A 22749-nucleotide genomic window follows, 5' to 3' on the forward strand; every position below is an offset into this window, starting at 1 on the left:
ACTCGGATGTCGACGACATCCGTTTTTTTCGGCCCAGTCGGTCTTGCGCCTACGAAGGCTGGACCGTGGCTGAGCTCAAGAAAAGGGCTAAGCAGCTTGGGATTTCAGGCTATTCGGGCCTCAGCAAGGAAAAGCTGATCTCGCTCATCCGCAGTTACTGACATCGAACTTCGACAAAGGTCCAGCCAGGCGGCTGGACCTTTGTCGTCAGGGGCTCAGTGGCCGGACAGCTCCCAGACGCTCGCCGACATCCGGTCGGTCATCGTCGTCACGGCGACCTGGCCACCGTCGTCGCCCTGACACGCCATCGCCTGGACGATCGCGTTGTTGCGCAGTCGCGCCTCCGCATAACACGTCCAGTCGAACGGAATGCCGATCTGCTGCTTGCTCCATCGGACGGTGTCGGCAGTGATGTCGGGCACGGTGAACTTCCACGCGGCGTCTCCGCCGCTACTCAGCGCGCGCTGCCCGTCGCAGGCCTTCGCGTTCTTGGTTCCGGTGGCGAACTGCGCAGCCGCCGAGGCCGCGTCGGCATATATCGCGACCGCCTCGGCGACGACGTGGTCGTGCTTGTCGCCATCGGTGAACAACATCACATGCATTCCCAGCGAGTTGTCGCCGAGAAATGCGGCCATCCCGGCCGCGTCGAGCGCCGAACACGCGGGGACGGCCGAAGATCCCGGAATGGGTCGCGTCTGGTCGGCATCGGTCTGCAGTTTCACGCCGACGATGTCGTGCAGCTGCGCGGGGCCGATCAGCACCTGGTCGGTGTCACCGGCACGCAGCGGCGTGATGCCCTGAGCGGGATTGGACACGGCACTGCCCGCGACGGTCTGCGCGCACCCGGCGAGCAGCACCGCCGCCACCCCGAGAATCGCAGCCAGCCGCATCCTTGAGAATGCTAGACCGCCGCGCGCAATACCTCTCTCAGGGCGGCCAGCGCGCGGTCGATCTCGGCGCGTGACACGGTCAACGCCGGGCGGAACCGGACACTGTCTCCGCCGCTGCCGAGCATGATCACCCCGCGCTTCCACAGCGCGGCCAGCACAGCGTCCCGGCGCTCGGGGCTGGGAAGACTGAATGCGCGCATCAATCCGCGCCCGCGCACATCGCCGACCTCCGGCAGCTGCCGGGCGAGATCCTCGAGCCCGGCAAGCAGGTAGGCGCCCATGTCGGCGGCGCGCGCGAACAACCCGTCGGCTTCGATGACCTCCAGGATCCGCCGCGAACGGACCATATCGACCAGGTTGCCGCCCCAGGTCGAGTTGATCCGGGAACTGACGCTGAACACGTTGTCGGCGACGTCGTCGACCCGCCGGCCGGCCATGATCCCGCACACCTGGGTCTTCTTGCCGAACGCGACGACGTCCGGGGTGAATCCGAGCTGTTCATAGGCCCACGCGGTGCCGGTGATGCCACATCCGGTCTGCACTTCATCGGCGATCATCAGCGCGTCGTAGGAGTCGCACAGGTGGCGCATCGCGGCGAGGAACTGCGGCCGGAAGTGCCGGTCGCCGCCCTCGCCCTGGATCGGTTCGACGATGAAACAGGCGATGTCGTGCGGATGCGCCTCGAAGGCCGCGCGGGCCTGTCGCAGTGATTCCGCCTCCACCGCGTCCATGTCGGCTCCGGGCCGGATGTACGGAGCGTCGATGCGCGGCCAGTCGAACTTGGGGAAGCGTGCCACCTTGACCGGGTCGGTGTTGGTCAGCGACAGGGTGTAGCCGCTTCGACCGTGAAAGGCGCCCCGCAGGTGCAGGACTCGGGTTCCGAGCGCGGGATCGATCCCCCGCGCCTCGTTGTGCCGGCTCTTCCAGTCGAACGCCACCTTCAGCGCGTTCTCCACCGCCAGGGCGCCGCCGTCGACGAAGAACAGGTGCGGCAGCGCGGGATCGCCCAGCACGCGGGCGAAGGTGTCGACGAAGCGCGCCATCGGGACGGTGTAGACGTCGGAGTTGGACGGCTTGTTGATCGCGGCCCGCGCCAACTCGGCGCGAAACGCCGCGTCGTCGGCCAGCGCGGGGTGATTCATGCCCAGCGCCGACGACGCGAAGAACGTGAACATGTCGAGGTACTCGGTGCCGTCGCGGGCGTCGACGAGCCACGACCCCGACGACCGATCCAGGTCCAGGACGAGGTCCAGACCGTCGGCCAGGATGCTGCGGGCCAAAACCGTACGGACGTTTCCAGGGTCGACGACATCGAGGCCGTCGTGCGACAAGAGTTCCGTCATGACGCGATACTAACGCAATTTTTACGCTTCCCGCGCGTCTGACCGTAACTATTTCGGTAGCGAGACCCGTTGACTGTAAAATGTGTTTAGAATGACGGTGCTTCGGGTGCGTACGTTCGCGGCGGTACGGATCTGTTGCAGCAAGACCTCCAGCGCGGGCGGCGACGCGACGCGCACGAACAGGACATAGCTCTCCTCGCCGGCCACCGAATAGCACGCCTCGATTTCGGCGATGTGTTCCAGCCGCGCGGGGGCATCATCGGGTTGGGAAGGATCGAGAGGGGTGATCGCCACGAACGCCGACAGCATGGGCCCGAACGCATCGGGGTTCACCCGGGCGCTGTACCCGGTGACCACCCCCCGCGACTCCAGACGACGCACCCGCGACTGGACTGCCGAGACCGACAGGCCGGTGGCCGCGGCCAGCTCCGCCAGGGTCGCCCTGCCATCGGCGACGAGCTCACGAACCAGCGTGCGATCGATCTCGTCGAGGCCGTGTGCCGCGTCCGCGCTCTCCGCCATGGGCGCACACTATCTCAGGGATGGTGCTTCGTGAGTCATGTCGAAACCTGGCAGCTGCGAGCACGCTTCGCCGCGGCACTCTCGGTGATGTATGGCGCCGAAGTCCCTGCCTACACAACGCTGGTCGAGGTCAGCGAGGCCGTCAACCGCGATTTCGCCGTCCGGCATCCGCACGCCCAGCGGCTCGGATCCATCGAGCGCGTCACCGCAGAGCGCCACGGCGCGATCCGGGTCGGCACTCCGGCCGAATTGACCGATGTGGCAGATCTTTTCGGTGCATTCGGGATGTATCCGGTGGGCTACTACGACCTACGCGAAGCGGCGTCGCCGGTTCCGGTGGTGTCCACGGCATTTCGTCCGCTGGACGCTTCCGAGCTGGCGCGCAACCCGTTTCGGGTGTTCACCTCGATGCTGGCGACCCGGGACGGCAGGTTCTTCGGCGCCGACCTGCGCCGCCGCGTCGACGAATTCCTGGACCGGCGCCAGCTGTTCGATCCGCAGCTGATCGCCGATGCCCGCAGCATCGCGGCCGCCGGCGGCTGCCCCGAGACAGCCGCCGAGGATTTCGTGGCACGCGCGGTGGCGGCGTTCGCGCTGTCGCGCGAGCCGGTCGACCGGGCCTGGTACGCCGAACTCACCGCTGTCTCGGCCGTCGCCGCCGACATCGCCGGGGTGCCCACCACCCACATCAATCATCTGACGCCACGGGTGCTCGACATCGACGATCTGTACCGCCGGATGAGCGAGCGCGGGATCGCGATGATCGACGCCATTCAGGGACCGCCACGCTGGGACGGTCCTCCAGTGCTGTTGCGGCAGACATCGTTTCGCGCACTGGCAGAGCCGCGCCGCTTCCGCGAGGCTGACGGGCGCATCAGCGATGGAACGCTGCGGGTGCGCTTCGGCGAGGTGGAGGCCCGGGGTGTGGCGTTGACCCGCAAGGGCCGCGAACGTTATGACGCCGCGATGGCGCATTCGGATCCGGCCGCGGTCTGGGCCGACCACTTTCCGCCCACCGACGACGAGATGGCCTCTGCTGGTCTGGCCTACTACCACCGCGGGGACCCGGAAGCCCCGGTGGTCTACGAAGACTTCCTGCCGGCCTCAGCCGCCGGAATCTTCCGCTCGAACCTTGACGCCGACACCGAAGCCGCCGCCGTGGCCGACGAATCCGGATACGACATCGACTGGATGGCCGGCACGATCGGCCGTCCCATCCACGACCCCTACGACCTGTACGACGCGACCGCCCAGGAGGCCCCCGCATGAGCACCACCACCACCACCGCCACGTCACTGCCCACCGCCGAGGATCTGCGCGCATCCGTGCGTGCCGCCTTCGACGCCATCGGCGCACAGGTCGACCTCGCCGAGCCCGGCGGACCCGGCCTGCCGGCAAGCACACCGGTAACCGGCGAGGTCTTGTTCACTCATGCCGAGACCACAGCCGAGCAGACCCGGGCCGCGATCGCCGAAGCGGCGCAGGCATTTACGTCGTGGCGCACCACCCCCGCCCCGGTCCGCGGCCAGCTGGTCGCGCGACTCGGCGAGCTGCTGCGCGAGCACAAGGCGGACGTGGCCACCCTGGTGACGGTCGAGGCAGGCAAGATCACCTCCGAAGCCCTTGGCGAGGTCCAGGAGATGATCGACATCTGCGACTTCGCCGTCGGGCTGTCCCGTCAGCTCTACGGACGGACGATCGCTTCCGAACGCCCCGGGCACCGGCTGATGGAGAACTGGCATCCGCTCGGCGTGGTCGGGGTGATCACCGCGTTCAACTTCCCGGTAGCGGTGTGGGCGTGGAACACCGCGGTGGCGCTGGTGTGCGGCGACACCGTCGTGTGGAAGCCTTCGGAGCTCACCCCATTGACGGCGATCGCATGTCAGACGCTCATCGAGCGGGCCGCCACTGACGTCGGCGCCCCGACTGCGGTGAGCCGGCTGGTGTTGGGCGGCCGCGAGGTCGGCGAGGCACTGGTCGACGATCCCCGGGTGGCCCTGGTGTCGGCGACCGGGTCGGTGCGGATGGGCAGGCAGGTCGGTCCGCGGGTCGCCGAACGCTTCGGCCGGGTGCTGTTGGAGCTCGGCGGCAACAATGCCGCCGTCGTAACCCCCTCTGCCGACTTGGATTTGGCCGTGCGAGGCATCGTGTTCTCTGCGGCGGGCACCGCAGGACAGCGGTGCACGACGTTGCGTAGGCTCATCGTCCACACCTCGGTGGTCGACGCCCTCGTCGAGCGGATCACGGCCGCCTATCGCAGCCTCCCGATCGGAGACCCGGCCGCCGAGGGGACACTCGTCGGACCGCTGATCCACGAGACCGCCTACCGCGACATGGTCCGTGCGCTGGAGCAGGCGAGCACCGACGGCGGCGAGGTCATCGGTGGTGAGCGGGTGCAGGTCGGCGGCGAGGCGACGGAAGCGTTCTACGTCACGCCTGCGGTGGTGCGGATGCCCGCCCAGACCGAGATCGTGCACAACGAGACGTTCGCGCCGATCCTCTACGTGCTGACCTACGACACCCTCGATGAGGCGATCGAGCTGAACAATGCTGTCCCACAGGGACTCTCGTCGGCGATCTTCACCACCGACGTCCGCGAAGCCGAACGTTTCCTGGCCGCCGACGGGTCGGACTGCGGGATCGCCAACGTGAACATCGGAACCTCGGGCGCCGAGATCGGCGGCGCGTTCGGCGGCGAGAAGCAGACCGGCGGCGGTCGCGAGTCGGGCTCTGATTCGTGGAAGGCCTATATGCGCCGCGCCACCAACACCGTCAACTACTCCTCGGAGCTACCACTGGCTCAAGGCGTGCACTTCGGCTAACCGCCCAGCAAGCTGAGCAGCTCTCCGCGGCCGATCTGGTTGACCAGAGTGGCGGCGTCGAAGTAGATCCGCTCGTTGGTGATGCGGTCGCCATCGAAGGAGAACACCGCGATGACCGGCACCCGGAAGGCCTTGCCCGTCGGCGGCAGCCCGTAGAACTCGCCGAGATTCGTTCCCAGCAGGTCGAACTCGACGATCACCCCGTCGTCGGTGAGATGGAACCTGGCGTTCTCGTGGCGCTGGTCGGGAAACGCGGTGCGCGTGGTGAGGTAGTAGGTCATGACTTCGTCGTCGCCGTCGAAGACCTGTTTGGTCGGGATGATCTCGTAGCGCGGGTGGCCGTTGAACGTGGCCAGGGTGCGGTCGAACTCCTTGGTCACCTCGGTGTCCATGTGCTCCTTGATCACGTCGAGCCGCCGCCGGCGCATATCGTCGCTGATCATCGTGTTCCTCCATCGCAATCGACGGCTAGAACGTTAGGTGCTATTCGATGAGATGCGCGGCCAATTCGGTCAAGTCTCGCGCGATGAGAGTCGGCTGCGGCACGCCCTCGGCGACCAGTGCCGCATTGCCAGGGCGCGTAATCAACGCACCCTGCATACCCACGCTCTGGGCTCCGATCGTGTCCCAGGCGTGAGCTGCGACCATCATGCAGTCCGATTCGGCCACGCCGAGGCCGGCGGCGACACCGCGATAGAGCACGGCAGCTGGCTTGAATGCCGCTACCGCGTCGACAGTGAACTGCCGCTCGAAGTAGTCCGCCAAACCCGCGTTGTGCAGGGCTGTCGGCGCGTCGGCGACGTGTGGCGAGTTGGTCAAGGTGACGAGACGAAAACCGCTGTCGCACAATCGGGTCAGGCCGGGCACGACGTCTGGGTGAGCGGGCATTGCGCGCATTGCTTCCCGTAGATCCTCTTGCTGCCGGTGCGTGACGGCCACGCCGCGGATGTCGCCGAGCATGCCCAGCACGGCCGAGCCCAGCCGGAAGAAGTCGACATAACAGTTCGACAGCGTGAGAGTCATGGAATAAAGCACCAGTTCGGCGAACCACGTGCGCAGCACAGCCCGGTCACCGAAGATGTGCTCGAATTGCGGTCCGAGCGACTCGATGTCGAGAAGCGTCTCGTTGACATCGAATACCAGGGTCGACGGGGTTGTCGCCGGCGTGGTGTTTCGCGTCATACCAGCGGTTCTCCCCCGTCGATCTTGAGGGTCACACCGCTCATGAATGTGTTTGTCATCGCGAAGAGTGCCGCTTGTGCGATGTCCTCGACGGTGCCGATGCGGCCGACCGGATTGGCTGCGCTGATGTGCTGAAAGTACTCGCGCTTTCCCCCCTCGCCCATGGCGTCCCATGCGCCGGTGTCGATGACGCCGGGTGACACGGCGTTGACGCGGATGGGAGCGATCTCCACTGCCAGCGCTCGGGTCAGAAAGTCCACTGCCCCGTTGGTGATGCCGACCCCGAGATAACCGACCTTGGCCTTGAAGGCGTGGATACCGGAGAACAACACGAACGAGGAGTCGGCGTTGCCGTCCATGCGCGGGGTCAGGTGTTTGGCCAGCATCAACGGACCGAGCAGCTTGGTATCCAATGACCCGAGGAGGTCCTGGCGGTGCAGCTCCTGAAGTGTCCCGCGGGCCCGGGCCGAGGCGGTCGAAACCACGTGATCCAGATGCCCGACACGTTCGGCAAACGACTCGATGGACGCGTCGTCGGTGAGATCGATGTGCGCCACGCCGATGCCGGGGTCGTCGTAGGACGCCGCGAGTTTGTCCGTGTCACGCCCCGCCGCCACCACCTCGCCACCGGCGGCGCGCACGGCGAGGGCGATTGCTCGGGCGATACCACTGGCTCGCCCGACCACCAGGACCCTGCGGTCCTTCAACGCTGCCACCACCGCACTGGCTCCTTCACCACAAAACTGGGCTGTATAACCCAAAAATATGCCGCGGTGAACGCCCGGTGTCAATGGCCGCCGGGCGCGCGGATGCTGAGAGATCACTTGGAGGCGCGGGGAGCAGTCCGAGCTGTTGTACATGTGTCAATATGTCGGCATGCCGGAATCACCCGTCCGCCGTCGTCTGTCCCCGCAGGACCGGCGTAGCGAACTGCTCGCGTTGGGTGCCGAGGTGTTCGGCCAGCGGCCCTACGACGAGGTCCGCATCGACGAGATCGCCGAGCGTGCCGGAGTCTCGCGAGCGCTGATGTACCACTACTTTCCCGACAAGCGCGCGTTCTTCGCCGCGGTGGTGCGGGCCGAGACCGAGCGACTGTTCGAGGCCACCAACACCCTGGCCGCACAGGGCGAAACCCTGTTCGAGCGGTTGCGGGCCGGCGTCGTGGCCTACATCCGCTACGACGAGCAGCATCCGCACGGCGCGTGGGCGGCCTATATCGGGATGGGACGCACCGACCCGGTCCTGCGCGGCATCGACGACACCGACAACGAGCGCCAGATGCAGCGCATCATGGCCGCGATCACCGACGTGGTGCAGGGCGATCTGGACTCGAAGGTCGAACGCGACCTGCGGGCGATCGTCTACGCGTGGCTGGCGTTCACCTTCGAACTGTGCCGCCAGCGTGTCCTCGACCCGTCGATCGATGCCGACCATCTCGCGGATTCCGGCGCCCACGCGCTGCTCGACGCCATCGTGCGGGTGCCGGGCATCCCGGCGGCGCTGGCCGACGCGGCCGACCGCCGCTGACTCAGCGCACTCCCGCGAAGAACGCCCGGACGTCGTCGACGAACAGCTCGGGTTGCTCGAAGGCGCCGAAGTGACCGCCCCGCGGCATGTCGGTCCAGCGGGTGATGTTGTAGGTGTTCTCACACCAGCTGCGCGGGGGTCGCATGATTTCCTTCGGGAACCGCGCGATCCCGGTGGGCACCTCGACTTTGCCCTGCGCACCGAAGGACCGGAAGCTCTCCCAGTACAGCCGGGCTGACGACGCCGCGGCGTTGTTCACCCAGTACAGCATCACGTTGTCGAGGATCTCGTCCCTGGTGAGCGCGTTCTCGGGATGCCCGTCGCAGTCCGTCCACGCCCAGAACTTCTCGACAATCCACGCCAGCTGACCGACCGGAGAGTCGGCCAGCCCGTAGCCGAGTGTCTGCGGGCGGGTGGACTGCTGCTTGGAGTAGCCGGAATCCCACTTGGCGTAGAACTCCCCAGCCGCCAGTGCATCCTTCTCCTCGTCGGTGGGGTTGGTGAGCGCACCGCTCGGAAAGGCCATCGGCATGTTGGTGTGGATCGCGATGCAGGCTCCCCCGTTGCGACCGATCTGTGTGGTCACCGCAGCACCCCAGTCGCCGCCTTGGGCGACGTAGCGCCGATAACCCAACTTCGCCATCAACGCGTCCCACGTCGTGGCGATCTTCTCGACACCCCATCCGGTCGTCGTCGGCTTACCGGAAAACCCGTAGCCCGGCAGGGACGGGCACACCACATGGAAGTCCTCGGTCAGCGGTTCGATCACCTTGCTGAACTCGACCACTGAGCCGGGCCAGCCGTGCGTGATGATCAGCGGCAGCGCATCCGGATTCGACGACCGCTGATGGATGAAATGGAGGTCCAGCCCGTCTATTTCGGTGATGTAGTGGTCGAACCGGTTGAGCGCGGCCTCCCGCCTGCGCCAGTCGTAGTCGTCTGCCCAGTAGGCGGCCAGCTCTCGGGTGTAGGCCAGCGGAATGCCCTGGCTCCAGTCCTCGACGCATTCCTGCTCGGGCCAGCGGGTGCGCTTGAGCCGGTCCCGCAGGTCCGCCAGGACGTCGTCGGATACCGCGATCCGAAAGGGCCGGACATCGGTCACCGGGCGGTCCTCCTATCGGTTGGCGCAATATTAACCAGCAGGAGCCCGCGCCGGTCTACTGTCTGCGCCATGCGGTTGGTGGTCGATCTCAACAAGTGCCAGGGCTACGCCCAATGTGTGCCGCTGGCGCCTGAGGTGCTCGAACTGGTCGGGGAAGAGGCCTTGGCCTACGACCCCAACCCGGACGATTCGCAACGCCAGCGGGTGTTGCGGGCGGCGGCATCTTGCCCGGTTCAGGCGATCATCCTCGAAGTGGATCCACCCGCCGATCGCGAGACGCCATGATCGGCACCTACAACCTGGACGAGGTGGTCGCGAAGTTCCGGGCCGAGGGGCGCATCGCGATCGTGGGCGCGTCGCTGGCCGGACTGCGTGCGGCAGAGGCGTTGCGGGAGAGAGGATTCAACGGTTCACTGACCATCGTCGGCGACGAACCACACGAACCCTACGATCGGCCGCCGTTGTCGAAGCAGGTACTCAAGGGCTGGGTCCCGGCCGACCACACCAAGCTCCCTCGCCTGCGACGGGTGGACGCCGACTGGAAGCTGGGCGTCGCCGCGGTCGGTTTGGATCGGCCCAACCACGTGGTCAAACTCGCCAACGGCCAGGACGTCGGGTACGACCGGCTGCTGATCGCGACCGGCACCCGGGCGCGCCCATGGCCCAACCCCGCCGAGGGCGCCCTGCGAGGTGTCTTCACCGTGCGCACCGTGGAGGACGCCGCCGGTCTGTCCGCTGCGTTGAAAGAGCGCCCCAAGCGGGTCCTGATCGTCGGCTCGGGATTCGTCGGATCCGAAATCGCCTCGGTCTGCCGCGATCTCGGCCTTCCCGTTACGGTGGCCGAGCGGGGCAAGGGCCCGCTGCGGGGTGCGCTGGGCGGGGTCATCAGCGACATCGCCGCACAGATGATGCGCGACGCCGGAGTCGACCTGCGCACCGGCGTAGCGGTGGAGAGCTTGTCCGGCGACAGCGCCGGACACGTTCGCCAGGCGCACTTTTCCGATGGCGCGGTTCTCGATGTCGACGTGGTGGTTGCCTCGCTCGGCTCGATCCGCAACGTGGAGTGGCTGGACGGGGCGGGTCTGGCCGCCGGCCAGTGGGGGCTGGCGTGCGACGCCGGTTGCCGGGCCTTCGACATCAACGGAGTGGTGACCGACCACATCTTCGTGGCCGGTGACGTCGCGCGTGCCCCGCACGTGCTCTACGGCTACGAGTTCCTCTCCCAGGAGCATTGGGACAACGCTGTCTACGGCGCGGAAGTGGCCGCCAACAACATGATTCACCTCGAGGTCGGCCGTCGTCCGCACCTGCCCTTGCCGTCGTTCTGGTCGGGCCAGTTCGGGGTGAACATCAAAAGTGTCGGGGTGTGCTCGTTCGGCGACGAGATCGTGTTCACCCAGGGTTCGCCATCGGAGCGCCGGTTCGCGGCGGCGTACGGCAAGCGCGGCCGGATCGTCGGCGCGGTGACCTTCAACCACGGCAAGTGGTTGCCCTACTACGCCTCGCTGATCGAGAGGTCCGCGCCGTTCCCTCCCCCGCCGCCCGGGTACGGCCGGCCGGTGGATGCCGAGCCGATGCCCGCCCGCTTCCCCGATCCACGTGAGCCCGCGGGCAACCCCGACGTGGTGCTCACCGGACATGACCCCACCGAACGCAGCGCCCAGTTCCGTCCGCGGGCGTAAGGAGACCGTCATGGATGCCGCAACCGCCTGGGCCGAGGCGATGAAGTTCGAGAATCGCGCCAACCCGTATCCCTACTTCGAGGAACTGCGCCGCAAGCCCGTGGCCAAGGTGTCCGAGAAGACCTATGTGGTGACCGGCTATGCCGAAGCCGTTGCGCTGGCGCATGATCCGCGGGTCAGCTCCGACATCAGCCGCAGTCCGTCGGGCCTGTTCGGCGAGAAGCAGGCCCACCTGGAGCTCGAGGAGGCCGCGCAGGCGCACGATTCCAGCATGCTGGTTGCCGACCCACCCCGGCACGACAGGATGCGCAGGCAGTTCATGCGCCATTTCGGCCCGCCGCACACCCCGGATCTGATCCCGAGCATGGAGGCGATGGTCGCCGATCTGGCCAACGAACTGCTGGACAAGGTGAAGGCACGCGGCGGCACGAGGATGGACGTCGTCGACGACTTCTCCTACCCGATCCCGGTGTCGGTGATCTTCCGGGTACTGGGCGTCCCGATGGCCGACGAACCCAAGTTCCACAGGTGGGTCACCGATTTCATGCAGGGCGCCGACGTCGGGCCGGAGCGCGATACCGAGGAGGGCCGTGCGGCGACGGCCAAAGCCGCGGCGAGTATGACCGAACTGAATTCCTACGTCCACGATCTGGTCGAGCGGCTGTCCCGTGAGCCGGCGCCGGGACTGTTGTCGGCCGCACTGCACGACGACGGTCCGGACGGTCCGGTGTCCACGGCAGAAGCGGAATCCAACGCGCAGCTGCTTCTGGTCGCGGGCCACGACTCCACCGTCAACACCATCAGCAACTGTGTGATGACGCTGCTGCGCAATCAAGGTTCGTGGGAACTGGTGCGCAACAATCCTGAGCTGATCCCGGGTACCGTCGAAGAGGTACAACGCCTGCAGGGGGCTGTGCAGTTCTTCCCGAGCCGGTGGGCCACCGCGGACATCGAAATCGGCGGAACGCGAATCCCGGCCGGGTCAGCGGTGTTCCTGGTCTGGGCGGCCGCCAACCGCGATCCGCGCCGCTTCGCCCATCCGGACCGGTTCGATCCGATGCGCAAGGACAACGAGCACCTCGGCTTCGGCAGCGGCATCCACACGTGTTTCGGCGGGCCGCTGGCGCGGCTGGAGATCAACGTCGCTCTGGAGATCTTCCTCAAGCGGGTGCGATCACCGCGGCTGGTCGTCGACCCGCCGCCGTACCGGCGAAACCAGGTGTTCCGCGGACCCCGGCATCTTTGGGTCGATTTCACGTCGATCGACGATTGACGCCGTTAGGCTTGTGCGCGTGCGCTTGTCGTGGCCGTTGATTGGCCGCACCGGGCAGATGCGATCCATCGAGTCAGCGATTGCGGCGCCGGACGTGGCGGGCGTTGTCGTGTCCGGCGGGGCGGGGGTCGGAAAAAGCAGAATCGCCAGGGAGGCCCTGAGCACCGCTGAGGCGCAGGGTTTCCAGGGCCGGTGGGTGGTGGGCGCCTCCTCGGCCCGGTCCATTCCGCTGGGTGCGTTCGCCGCCTGGACCGGCCACGACGCCTCTGAGACCGTTCAACTTGTCCGCGGCGTGATCGAGTCATTGGCTGCCACAACGTCACCCGCGCGCGTGGTCGTCGCCGTGGATGACGCGCAGCTGCTCGATGATCTGTCGATCTTCGTCCTCCATCAGCTCGTGCAACGCAGCGCCGCGAAGCTCATCCTGACGGTTCGCGATGACGAATCGGTTCCGGCTGCACTGCAGGAGATTTCGGCGGCCGGTCGGTTCGAACGGATTGCGGTTGCGCCGTTGTCACTCGACGAGACCACCGCCCTGCTCACAGCGGCTCTGAACGGCCCCGTGGAACACTCTTGCGCACATCGGATTTGGCAGCTCACGCACGGCAATCCGCTATACCTGCGCAACATCGTCGAGCAGGAGGTTGCCGACGGGCGGCTCGCGCAGCACCGTGACGCATGGGTGTGGGCAGGCGATCCCGTCCTGCCACCCGACCTGGTCGGCTTGGTCGAGTCCCGGATCGGCACATTGCCCGGCGCGGTCGGCGACGTGATCGACCTCCTGGCCGTCGCCGAGCCGATGGAGTTGCCCGTCCTGGCGCGCCTCGCCGACCCGGCGGCGATCGAGGAGGCCGAAACCCGCGGCCTGATCTCGTTGGAGGCGACCGGAAGCAATGTGCACGCGCGAGTGGCCCATCCGATCTACGGCGAAGTGCGTCGCCGCCGGGCATCCGTAACCCGGTTGCGCCGACTGCGCGGGTTGGTGGCCGCCGAACTGGCCCGCTCCGACGACGCCGACGATGTCCGGGTGGCGGTGAAGCGGGCCACCTTGAGCATCGAATCCGACCTCCCACCCGACACGGACCTTCTGGTGCGTGCCGCGCACGGTGCTGTCTGGCTGGCCGACCTGCCGCTCGCCGATCGACTCGCGAAGGCAGCGGTCGCAGCCGGCGCGGGGCCCGAACCGAACTTCGTCCGCGCGCATGCACTTTCGTGGCTGTCGCGCGGGACCGAAGCCGACGCTGTGTTGACTGCGATGGCTGCCGGCGATCTGACCGACGTCGACCGGGCCAGGCTCGCATTCCATCGGGCCAGCAACATGTTGTGGGTGCTCGGCGATCCGGCGCGGGCGATCGAGATCGTGAACCAGCAGTCCGCCGTCGAATCTGCGGAGGCGCACACCTACCTCGATGCGTTCCGCGTCGTGCACCGGTTCGCCACCGATGATCCACAGCCCGCGCGAGAAGCCGCGCACCCACTCGTCCTCGGTGATCTGCCGCCGGTCGTCGGCGCCGAGATCGCCTGGGCATTGACAGTGGTGTCCGGCGAGGCCGGCCAGGCCACCGAAGCCGAGGCCCGCGCCGAGTGGGGATATCGGGCCGCGACGCGGCGATTCGATGCACCGCAGATGCGCTTCAACATCGCAGACGCCCATCTGACCGCGCTCCTGCTCGCCGGGCGGATCCCCGACGCAGGCGAAGTCGCCCACGGCGTCGGCAGCCAGGCCGCCGATCTGCCGGGAGAGGCTCAGCTACTCGCAGCGGCGGTCGCCGGACGGGCTGCACTGGGCGCCGGAGATGTCGAACTCGCCTGCCGACTGCTGGGACAGGCCGCGCTGGGCTTGTCGGCCGCCGGCCACGGCATGGGCTGGGGTTACCGCTACAACGTCGTGCGCGTGAGCGCACTCGCGTTGCTCGGCGAGGTCGATGAGGCGGCCGAGGTGCTGGCCGCACTCGACACCATCGCGCGCCCCTTCCGATCACTGGACTACGAGGTGAGCCTGGCTCGCGCCTGGGTGGCCGCAAACCAGGGTGCCGTCAGCGAGGCGATCGCGATAGCCTCCGGCGCAGCCGAAAGGGCCTGTGCGAAAGGTCAATTCGGAGCAGAGGCGCTCTGCTTGCAGACGGTCACCCAGTTCGGCGACCGTACCTGCGCGGACCGGTTGAACGAGCTGGCGGCGCTGGTCGAGGGCCCTCGGGTCGCTGCGGTGGCCCGCTTCGCCGCGGCGTTGCACGACAGTGATGCTCCGGAGCTCACCGCGGTCTCACAGGTCTTCGAGGGTCTGGGCGATCTGATCGCGGCAGCCGACTCGGTAGCCCATGCCGCGCTGATATACCGCCGTCACGGGCAGCGCGGGTCCGCATTGAATTGTTCGACTCGGGTGGCGGCTCTGGTCCAGCGATGCGGTGGACTGGTCACCCCGGCTGTCCAACAGGCGTCGCAACGGCTGCCCTTCACCGGACGCGAACGGGAAATCGTCATGCTGGTCGGGCAACGATTGTCGAACCGCGCGATCGCCGAGCGTCTCTGTCTGTCGCCGCGCACCGTCGAGAGCCACATCCATCGGGCGATGGCCAAGACCGGTACCAAGACCCGGGATGAGCTGGCCGCGCTGCTGCGGTGACCTGATTGCAGTAGCCGACTACTTAAGCCCGGCGCACGTACCCGGTCGATGATCGTCCTACCGGCTCGACACTGGTCGGCGAGTGACTCCGGCCTGCGGCGGGGACAGGCCGGAGTCACTTCGTATGTCGGGATAGGGGGCGCCATGACTGCCGGCATCACGCCGTGGCCGTTGTCCGCGAAGTCGGCGTCGGCATTGGCCGGCACTGCGGCGGCGCTTCTGCAGGACCTCCACGACCAACCGGACACCGACCCGACCGACGTCGCATACTCGTTGGCCGGCGACAGCGCGTCGTTTCGGCACCGCGCGGTGATCGTCGGAGCGGGCCGCGACCAACTGCTGGCCGGATTGCGGGCGATCGCGTCCGGCACGCCGTCACCGGGTGTCATAGCCGGACGAGCCACCCGCGCGGGTAGAACGACATTCGCCTTTCCCGGGCAGGGATCGCCGTGGGTGGGCATGGCGAGTGAACTACTGGCCACCGCCGGGGTCTTTGCCGATGAGATGAAGCGGTGCGACCAGGCGTTCGCGGAGTTCCTCGACTGGTCACTGATCGGGACTCTGCGCGGCGAGCCCGGCGCACCGGGCCTGGACCGCGACGACGTCGCGCAGCCGACACTGTTCGCCGTGATGGTGTCCCTGGCGGCGCAGTGGCGTGCGCTGGGCATCGAACCCGACGCCGTCGTCGGGCATTCACAAGGCGAGGTCGCGGCGGCCTACGTGGCCGGCGCCCTTTCCCTGCGCGACGCCGCACGGGTGATATGCGCGCAGTGCGAGGCCATCACCGGCGTTGTGGGATCAGGCATCACGGTATCCATCCCCGAGCCCGTCGACCACGTCTGCGCGTTGATCGGAGCGTGGGACGGTTCCATCGCGATCGCCGAGCGCAACAGCCCTTCTTCCACGGTCGTTGCGGGAAGTGCGGTCGCCATCGCCGACCTGCTTGCCCGCTGCGAGCGGGAACACCTGCCGGTCACGCGAATCCCCCTCCCCTACGCCTCACATTCAGTCCACATGGACGAGGTACGCGAACGCCTGCGCGAGCAGCTCGCCGACGTGCGACCCAGACCCGCCCCCATCACCTTCATCTCGACAGTCACCGGAGCCGCCGCCGATGCGTCGGTACTCGACGGGGACTATTGGTTTGCCAACCTGCGCCAACCGGTGTTGTTCGAAGATGCCGTGCGCTGGGCATATGGGCGGGGCCACCGCACATTCATCGAATGCAGCCCGCACCAGACGCTGTCCGCCGACATCGAGGAATCGTTGGATGACTGCGGTGACGACGTCACCGTGGTGGGCACGCTCCGTCGTGACGACGGCAGCTGGCGCCGTTTCCTGATGTCGTTGGCGGAGAGCCACGTTCGCGGCACATCGCCCCACTGGACACGCGTGCTGGACGCCTGCGCCGGCCACCGACAGGGCTAGGCGATCGCCCAGGCGATGTGCCCCTCGAACCCCAGTGACTCCGCCGTTGCGCGATAGTCGCGCAGCAACTCCCGATATCTGCTGTCCTCGTCACGCGCCTTGGCCAAAAGCGTGCGCAGGCGAAGCGTCGTGATGTCGAGAATCGCCGAATCATGCTCGGAACGCATAGCATCCAATCCGTCGAGCATGTCCTGGGCTTCGACGAGGTCGCCGTCGGCGCGCCGCTCTGCAAGCGCCTCGACCAGAATCGCGACTCCGGCGATGATCCAGCCGAAACTGCTCTGCTCGTACAGGCTTGTCAGAGCGTCACGTATCACCGATATTGCCGCGTCACGATCGCCGATTCTGGCCCGCTCACGGGCGGCGAACATCTCGGTGACCGGCACCAGCGACGGCACGCGAACCCGCAGCATCGCGAGGGCCTCATCCATCAGTTCCAGGCCTCGATGCCGCTCGGACTCGCTCTCCCGGTACAACAGCGCGACCCCTAATCCGTACTCCGCGATGGTCACTGCGTTGTCGTTTCCGATGCGCTTGGCGGATTCCACCGCCCGTTGGCTTGCTTCGATCGCGCAGTCATCAGCCCGCAGGACCCCGTAACCGATCTCGACGCCGTACGTCCACGCCAGGACGAAACCGAGTGTCGCCGGATCGGTTGTCTGCGCCATGGTCGTCGCGTCACGCAGGTCGTCGCGCCAGCCCTTCTGCCCCTGCCACCACCGCGAAATTCCGCGGAAGGCTAACGCCGCCGACAGCGGGGATGCGAAGCCGAATCCGGCACCCACAGTCGGATCGTCCGCGGCCAGGTCGATGACTCGCTGCGTCCACCGTGAGATCTTGGCGAAATCAGCCTGGTTGAACCAGGTGGCGAAAGCGGGAAACGACAACCCGACAGTCAAGTTCGGATCACCGATGGAGTCCAACAGGTCCATCTGCTCGGACGCCAGCACCGCCGCATCGGGGGCCCGATTGACGTAAAGGTACTCGGTGACCTGCCCGGTCATACCGATCGCAAGCGACACGCTGTCACCGGCAGCGGCGCATAGCTCCCGTAGTTCGGCGAATCGGCCGCTACTCTCGGTGATCGCGCTGGCATGAAAATCACTGGCGCACAGCATTGTCCGCGGAGCGATTCGCATCGACAATCTGCCGGTGGCGTCGTCGGGCAGTTCGTCGGCGATCACGCGTGCCTTCTCCCAATTCAATCGGGCCGCATAGATGTCGCGACTCGCCGACCAGGCACCGGCCCGCATATGCCAGGCGTAGGCGGCCTGAAGATCACCTGCCGCATAGAGATGTTCGGCGACAAGCACCGCATTCTCGTCCGCCAGGTCGGGGGCGAGCTGCTCGATGGCACCTGCAAGCCGCCGATGCCACCGGGCGCGATCGGACTTCAGCTGAGATTCATAGGCGACCGCCTGGATCAGCGGATGACGGAACGCATACTCCGCGGTGGGCGTGAACCGGATCTGATCGACCAGTTCGACCCGAAGTAGTTCATCCATCGTCGTTTCCACGTCGAGCGTGGCGAGCAACTCGGCGCCGAAGTGCGCACCGATCACCGCCGCGGCGTGCAGAGTTCGCTTCGCGGCGTCGCCGAGCCGGTCGATGCGCGCGCTGATGGCGGCCTGCACCGTCACCGGAACGCTGAGTTCGGTGACATCCGCCCGGCAGGTGAAATGTCCGTGAGAACCCGTAAGCACACCGCGCTGCGCCAGCTCGCGGACCATCTCCTCGGCGAAGAACGGGTTGCCTGCCGCTCGATCACCGATCACCCCGACCAGGTCCTGCACCGACGCGTCTGCGCCCAGCAACTCGGTCAACAGGGTCGCGGTGTCCGAGTCGCCCAGTGGACCCAGCGAAACCGTCTGTGCCGACGCCATTCCCGCCAGCGAACCGACATACTCGGGGCGGAAGGTGATCAGCACCATGGCGGGTGTTCGGGGAACCACGGCGAGGAAGTCGGTCAGCATCGACTCACTGACCGCATCCATCCAGTGGACGTCTTCAACGATCAGGAGCGCGGGCGCAACCCGTGCCAACGACACTGTGTTGACCAGTGCGGTCAGCCGTCGCCGCCGCGCATCCGGATCGATTCGCGGCAACGGCACATCGCTGTCCGCCACCCCGAGTAGGTCGTTCAGTAGCAGGAGATCCTGCGGATCGGCTCCGGGGATCAGGCTGCGCAACCGCTGCCGGGCAGCATCGGGGTCCAGCCCGACCACGCCGGTCACCGCGCGCAACAGCCGGCTCACCGCGTAGAAGGGCATTTCGGCGGTGTGCGAGCCGCACAACGTCCAGACCACCTCGATTCCGCGGTCTGCCGCCATCGCCGCGGTCTCGCGGGCTACCCGGGACTTACCGATGCCCGGTGGCCCCACCAGCCGCACCACACCGCCGCGACCGTCGATGGCGCGTTCGGCAATGGCGTCCAAGACCGCCATCTCCCACCGCCGGCCCACCAAAGTTGCCTCGGCTCGGTCAACCGGTCGATCACCCAGAAGCACGTTCACCAATCGGTACGCACGGACGGGCCGGTCGGCGCCCTTGATGCGGACCCATTCCGGATCTGCAAGCGTCGCAGCGTTTTCGACAAGCCGCGCTGTGGACTCCGACACCATCACCGCACCCACCGGCGCCGTCGACTCCATCCGCTGTGCCAGCCCCACCGTCTCACCGGTGGCGCGGTAGCCGAGCGCTCCCGAACCTATCTCGCCGGCAATCACGCGCCCGGAGTTCAGACCCACCCGGACGTCGATCTCGATGCCGTCACGTTGCTTCACCGCTGCCGCGAGCCGGGACATCTCATCCTGGATGTCGAGGCCTGCCAGGCAGGCGCGAAAAGCGTGATCCTCCAGTGCTGTCGGCGCGCCGAACAGTGCCATGATCCCGTCGCCGTTGTACTCCACCGACCCGCCATACCGGCGCGCCACCGCAGCCGAGCGCTCCACCAGGTCGGTCATCACCTCGCGCAACCGCTCCAGATCCAGCGCCGCGGCAAGATCCATCGAGCGCGCGACATCGGCAAACAACACGGTCACCTGCTTGTATTCGGCGGCATCCCCCGGCCCTGCGGTCGGAGCCCCGCATTGGTCGCAGAACCTGGCCTTGCCGCGCAGCACGCGGCCGCAGGACCCGCACGCCGTATCGGCCGTCATCCGTCGAAATCCAGGGCTCGTGTCATCGCCCGATACCGTTCGGCGAGAACGCGATACGCGACATCGTCACCGCGGGACCGCGCCAGCAGCGCTCGCAGTCGCAGCTCGGTGACCGCGACCACCGCCGATCCGGTATCCCCCAGCCAGTTGGTCAAGAAGTCGATGGCCCGCTCGGCCTCGGCGAGATCGGCCGCGTCGCCCCCGTCGGCCAGCGCCTCGACCAGCGCGCGGACACCGAGCACGCCGAAGAAGGGCCTGCCGGCCCGATGTAGATCCGCCACGGCTTCTCGGATCACAGGTATGACGGCATCGCGCTCGCCTTGCCTGCATCGCTGTGCCGCGGAACAGAAGTCGGCAACCGGAATCAGGAATTCGATGGGCTCCCGCACCCACATGTCACGAACCCCGGCCATCAACTCCAGCCCGCGCCGGCGGCCTGCGGCGGATTCGCGGTCGAGCAACGCAACCGCCAGCGTCCACGTGGCGATACTGAGTGCCGGATTGCTCGAACCCTCGGCGGTCTGAACGGCGTCTTCGATCGTCGACAACGCCGCATCGTCCGCGCGCAGAACGCCGAAAGCGATTTCGAGTCCGAAGGTCCACCCCACCACCATCGCCGACGTGGTCGGATCGCACTTCTGGGCAATCGCCCATGCGCGCGAGAGATCATCGCGCCAGCCGGGCAGGCCACGCCACCACGCGGCGACTCCGTGCCATGCCAGCGCCGCGGCCAGCGGCGACCCGAACCCCATCCCCGCACCCATGCTCGGGTCGTCTCCGGTCAGCTCGATGACCATCTCCGACCAGTGCAGGATCTCGTCGAACTCACCGGCGTCGAACCAGTTGTTGAACGCGATCATTCCCAACGCGATCACGCTGGGATCGCCGAGCGACGCCATCGACCGCATCTGCTCCGACATCAGCCGCGATCCTTCGACGGAGCGGCCCGAATACATCAGCTCGGTGGCCGGACCGGACATTCCGATCGCCAGCGAAACCTGATCTCCCGCTCGGGCACACAAGGTTCGAAGTTCGTCGATCCGGCCGCGGGTTTCTTCGATGGCTTGCCACCCCGAGGCGCACAGCATCGTGCGGGGGGCGATGCGCGCCGGAAGAACATCGGTGGCATCGTCGGGCAACTCGTCGGCGATGCGACAGGCGCGCTCCCAACTGACCCGCGCGGCGGACACATCCCGGTTGCCCGACCAGGCACCGGCTCGCATGTGCCAGTCGTAAGCGGCCCGCAGATCTCCTGCGGCATACAAATGTTCGGCGATCTGGGCGGCGTTGTCTTCCAACGACTCCGGCGCTCGATGCTGGATGGCGGCGGCCAGGCGGCGATGCGACTCGGCGCGATCCGACTTCAGCTGTGACTCATAGGCCACCGCCCGAACCAGCGGGTGGCGGAAGGCGTACTCGGCGACCGGTGTGAACCGAACCTGTTCGATCAGCTCCGCGTCGAGCAGTTCACCGAAATCCGGGTCGGCCCCGAGGGCCGCGAGCAGGTCCTCGCCGAATCGGTTACCGACGACCGACGCCGCGGTCAATGTGTGCTTGGCCGACACGCTCAGCCGATCGATGCGCGATTCCAGCGCGGCCTGCACCGTCACCGGGACGTCCAGCTCGGTAATGTCGGCGTCGCAGACGTAGCCGCCCGACTCACCGCGCAAAGCGCCGCGCTGAACCAGTTCACGCACCATCTCCTCGGCGAAGAACGGATTTCCCTGCGATCTGTCCGCGATGATCGCCGCCACCTCGTCCACCGAGGAGTCCGATCCGAGAAGCTCGGCCAGCAATGCTGCGGTATCCGAATCACTTAGTGGCGCAAGGGATATCGACTGGGCGCCGGACACCCGCGAGAGCTCTCCCCGATAATCCGGCCGGGCGGTGATCAGCACCATCAACGGCGTGCGCGGCACAACCGACAGAAACTCCGACACCATCGATTCGCTGACCACGTCGATCCAATGCGCATCCTCGATGATCACCAACTCGGGCGTCATGCGCGCCAAGGACGCGGTGTTGATCATGGCGGTCAGCCGACGCCGCCGGGCGTCCGGATCAATCACGGGCAGCGGCACTTCCGGGTCTGCGACGCCGAGCAGCTCGTCGAGCAACAACAGGTCTTGCGGCCCGGCGGCGGGAAGCCGGTCCCGGAGTTTGGCCCGGGCTGAGGCATTGTCGAGTTCGGTCACCCCGATGACGGCGCGCAGCAATTGCGTCACGAGGTGGAAGGGCACGTCTCGGGAGTGCGACTCGCAAAAGGTCCACACCACCTCGACGCCACGCAACGCGGCCAGCGCGGCGGCCTCCCGAGCCACCCGGGACTTACCGATGCCCGGAGGACCCATCACACTCACGACACCACCGCGACCGTCGGTCGCGCGGTCCACCATGGCGCCCAGGGCGGCGAGTTCCCAACGCCGACCCACCAGACTCGCCTCGACACGGTCGGTCCTGGTGCCCCGCGCGCTGATCGACACCAGCCGGAATCCGTAGACCGGCGCACCGAAGCCCTTGACCATGACGGGCTCGGCCTCGGCCAGGACCGCCTGGTCTTCGACGAGCCGTGCAGTCGTCTCGGAGAGCATGACCTCGCCCGGGGGCGCCACCGACTCCATCCGCTGTGCGAAACCGACGGTCCCACCGGTGGCGGCGTAGCCCAGCGCGCCCGAACCGATCATCCCGGCGATCACCCGGCCGGAATTCAGCCCGACACGCAGCCGGAGGTCGAGCCCGTCGCGCTCCTTGACCACCGCGGCCAGTCGCCGCGCCTCGTCCTGGATGTCCAGCGCGGCCATGCACGCCCGGACCGCGTGATCCTCCAACGAGAGCGGGGCACCGAAGATCGCCATCACACCGTCGCCGTTGTACTCCACCGACCCGCCATACCGGCGCGCCACCGCAGCCGAGCGCTCCACCAGGTCGGTCATGACCTCGCGCAACCGCTCCAAATCCAGCGCCGCGGCAAGATCCATCGACCGCGCGACATCGGCGAACAACACGGTCACCTGCTTGTACTCGGCATAGTCCGAGGCCGGCGTCAGGCGCTCACCGCACGAGCCGCAAAACCGGGCCCCCGGCGAGGGCTCAGCCCCACACGACCGACAGATTGCGGTTGCCGACGTCACTGCACCCCCCGAACGTCGCAGCCTCCCCCGATGGCTGCCCTCAGGCCATCAGTATGGCGCGCCGAC

The 22749-nt window shown here is 67.2% G+C and carries 17 protein-coding genes; 8 read left to right on the forward strand and 9 right to left on the reverse strand.

The features are described 5' to 3' along the window. Positions 1–215 precede the first annotated feature (215 nt). The 3 genes from BST42_RS22430 to BST42_RS22440 are packed head-to-tail and all read right to left on the reverse strand — an operon-like array spanning position 216 to position 2755. On the reverse strand, positions 216–890 hold the full coding sequence (locus tag BST42_RS22430; RefSeq protein ID WP_083121525.1) for a sensor domain-containing protein: 675 nt from the start codon (positions 888–890) through the stop codon (positions 216–218). Between the two features lie 11 nt (positions 891–901). Beyond that, entirely contained in the window at positions 902–2233 is a 1332-nt protein-coding gene (gene lat / locus BST42_RS22435; protein ID WP_083121526.1) for an L-lysine 6-transaminase, read from the reverse strand. 48 nt (positions 2234–2281) lie between these two features. Continuing rightward, a complete protein-coding gene (locus tag BST42_RS22440) occupies positions 2282–2755 on the reverse strand; it encodes an Lrp/AsnC family transcriptional regulator (protein ID WP_083121527.1) in 474 nt (157 codons plus the stop codon). 30 nt (positions 2756–2785) lie between these two features. Here BST42_RS22440 and hglS point away from each other — a divergent pair, with 30 nt between their 5' ends. Then, positions 2786–4024, forward strand: a complete 1239-nt coding sequence (gene hglS, locus BST42_RS22445) for a 2-oxoadipate dioxygenase/decarboxylase (RefSeq protein ID WP_083121528.1) — start codon at positions 2786–2788, stop codon at positions 4022–4024. Beyond that, positions 4021–5577, forward strand: coding sequence for an L-piperidine-6-carboxylate dehydrogenase (gene amaB / locus BST42_RS22450; RefSeq protein WP_083121529.1), 1557 nt, complete (start codon positions 4021–4023; stop codon positions 5575–5577). The genes hglS and amaB overlap by 4 nt, the downstream gene beginning before the upstream one ends. On the opposite strand, the gene BST42_RS22455 is transcribed toward amaB, so the two are convergent. From BST42_RS22455 to BST42_RS22465, 3 genes are read right to left on the reverse strand one after another with little or no spacing between them, the layout of a single operon-like run. Further along, a complete protein-coding gene (locus BST42_RS22455) occupies positions 5574–6020 on the reverse strand; it encodes an ester cyclase (protein WP_083121530.1) in 447 nt (148 codons plus the stop codon). The two genes, amaB and BST42_RS22455, sit on opposite strands and share 4 nt — an antisense overlap. Positions 6021–6060: 40 nt before the next feature. Beyond that, the gene (locus tag BST42_RS22460; RefSeq protein ID WP_083121531.1) at positions 6061–6759 is read right to left on the reverse strand and encodes a haloacid dehalogenase type II; all 699 of its coding nucleotides are present in this window, start codon (positions 6757–6759) and stop codon (positions 6061–6063) included. Then, positions 6756–7475 carry an SDR family oxidoreductase gene (locus BST42_RS22465; RefSeq protein WP_237159547.1) on the reverse strand — a complete coding sequence of 240 codons (720 nt, stop codon included), beginning with the start codon at positions 7473–7475 and terminating at the stop codon, positions 6756–6758. Before BST42_RS22465 ends, BST42_RS22460 begins: the two co-directional genes overlap by 4 nt. Before the next feature lie 160 nt (positions 7476–7635). On the opposite strand from BST42_RS22465, the gene BST42_RS22470 reads away from it, so the two are divergent. After that, positions 7636–8286, forward strand: a complete 651-nt coding sequence (locus BST42_RS22470; RefSeq protein ID WP_083121533.1) for a TetR/AcrR family transcriptional regulator — start codon at positions 7636–7638, stop codon at positions 8284–8286. A gap of 1 nt (position 8287) precedes the next feature. On the opposite strand, the gene BST42_RS22475 is transcribed toward BST42_RS22470, so the two are convergent. After that, positions 8288–9388, reverse strand: coding sequence for an epoxide hydrolase family protein (locus BST42_RS22475; RefSeq protein ID WP_083121534.1), 1101 nt, complete (start codon positions 9386–9388; stop codon positions 8288–8290). Positions 9389–9457: 69 nt separating this feature from the next. Here BST42_RS22475 and BST42_RS22480 point away from each other — a divergent pair, with 69 nt between their 5' ends. The 5 genes from BST42_RS22480 to BST42_RS22500 all read left to right on the forward strand — a co-directional run bounded on the left by BST42_RS22480 (position 9458) and on the right by BST42_RS22500 (position 16394). Beyond that, entirely contained in the window at positions 9458–9673 is a 216-nt protein-coding gene (locus BST42_RS22480; RefSeq protein ID WP_083121535.1) for a ferredoxin, read from the forward strand. After that, the gene (locus BST42_RS22485; protein WP_083121536.1) at positions 9670–11070 is read left to right on the forward strand and encodes an NAD(P)/FAD-dependent oxidoreductase; all 1401 of its coding nucleotides are present in this window, start codon (positions 9670–9672) and stop codon (positions 11068–11070) included. The genes BST42_RS22480 and BST42_RS22485 overlap by 4 nt, the downstream gene beginning before the upstream one ends. Before the next feature lie 10 nt (positions 11071–11080). Then, the gene (locus BST42_RS22490; RefSeq protein ID WP_083121537.1) at positions 11081–12343 is read left to right on the forward strand and encodes a cytochrome P450; all 1263 of its coding nucleotides are present in this window, start codon (positions 11081–11083) and stop codon (positions 12341–12343) included. Between the two features lie 19 nt (positions 12344–12362). Continuing rightward, entirely contained in the window at positions 12363–14966 is a 2604-nt protein-coding gene (locus tag BST42_RS22495; protein WP_083121606.1) for a helix-turn-helix transcriptional regulator, read from the forward strand. Positions 14967–15110: 144 nt separating this feature from the next. Next, positions 15111–16394, forward strand: a complete 1284-nt coding sequence (locus tag BST42_RS22500; protein ID WP_165760904.1) for an acyltransferase domain-containing protein — start codon at positions 15111–15113, stop codon at positions 16392–16394. Here the strand turns inward: BST42_RS22500 and BST42_RS22505 are convergent. Further along, the gene (locus BST42_RS22505; protein ID WP_083121539.1) at positions 16391–19552 is read right to left on the reverse strand and encodes an ATP-binding protein; all 3162 of its coding nucleotides are present in this window, start codon (positions 19550–19552) and stop codon (positions 16391–16393) included. The genes BST42_RS22500 and BST42_RS22505 overlap by 4 nt on opposite strands. After that, on the reverse strand, positions 19549–22683 hold the full coding sequence (locus tag BST42_RS22510) for an adenylate/guanylate cyclase domain-containing protein (RefSeq protein WP_083121540.1): 3135 nt from the start codon (positions 22681–22683) through the stop codon (positions 19549–19551). Before BST42_RS22510 ends, BST42_RS22505 begins: the two co-directional genes overlap by 4 nt. Positions 22684–22749 lie beyond the last annotated feature (66 nt).

The organism is Mycolicibacterium rhodesiae (assembly GCF_002086695.1).
In the GTDB taxonomy this organism is placed as follows: Bacteria; Actinomycetota; Actinomycetes; order Mycobacteriales; family Mycobacteriaceae; genus Mycobacterium; species Mycobacterium rhodesiae.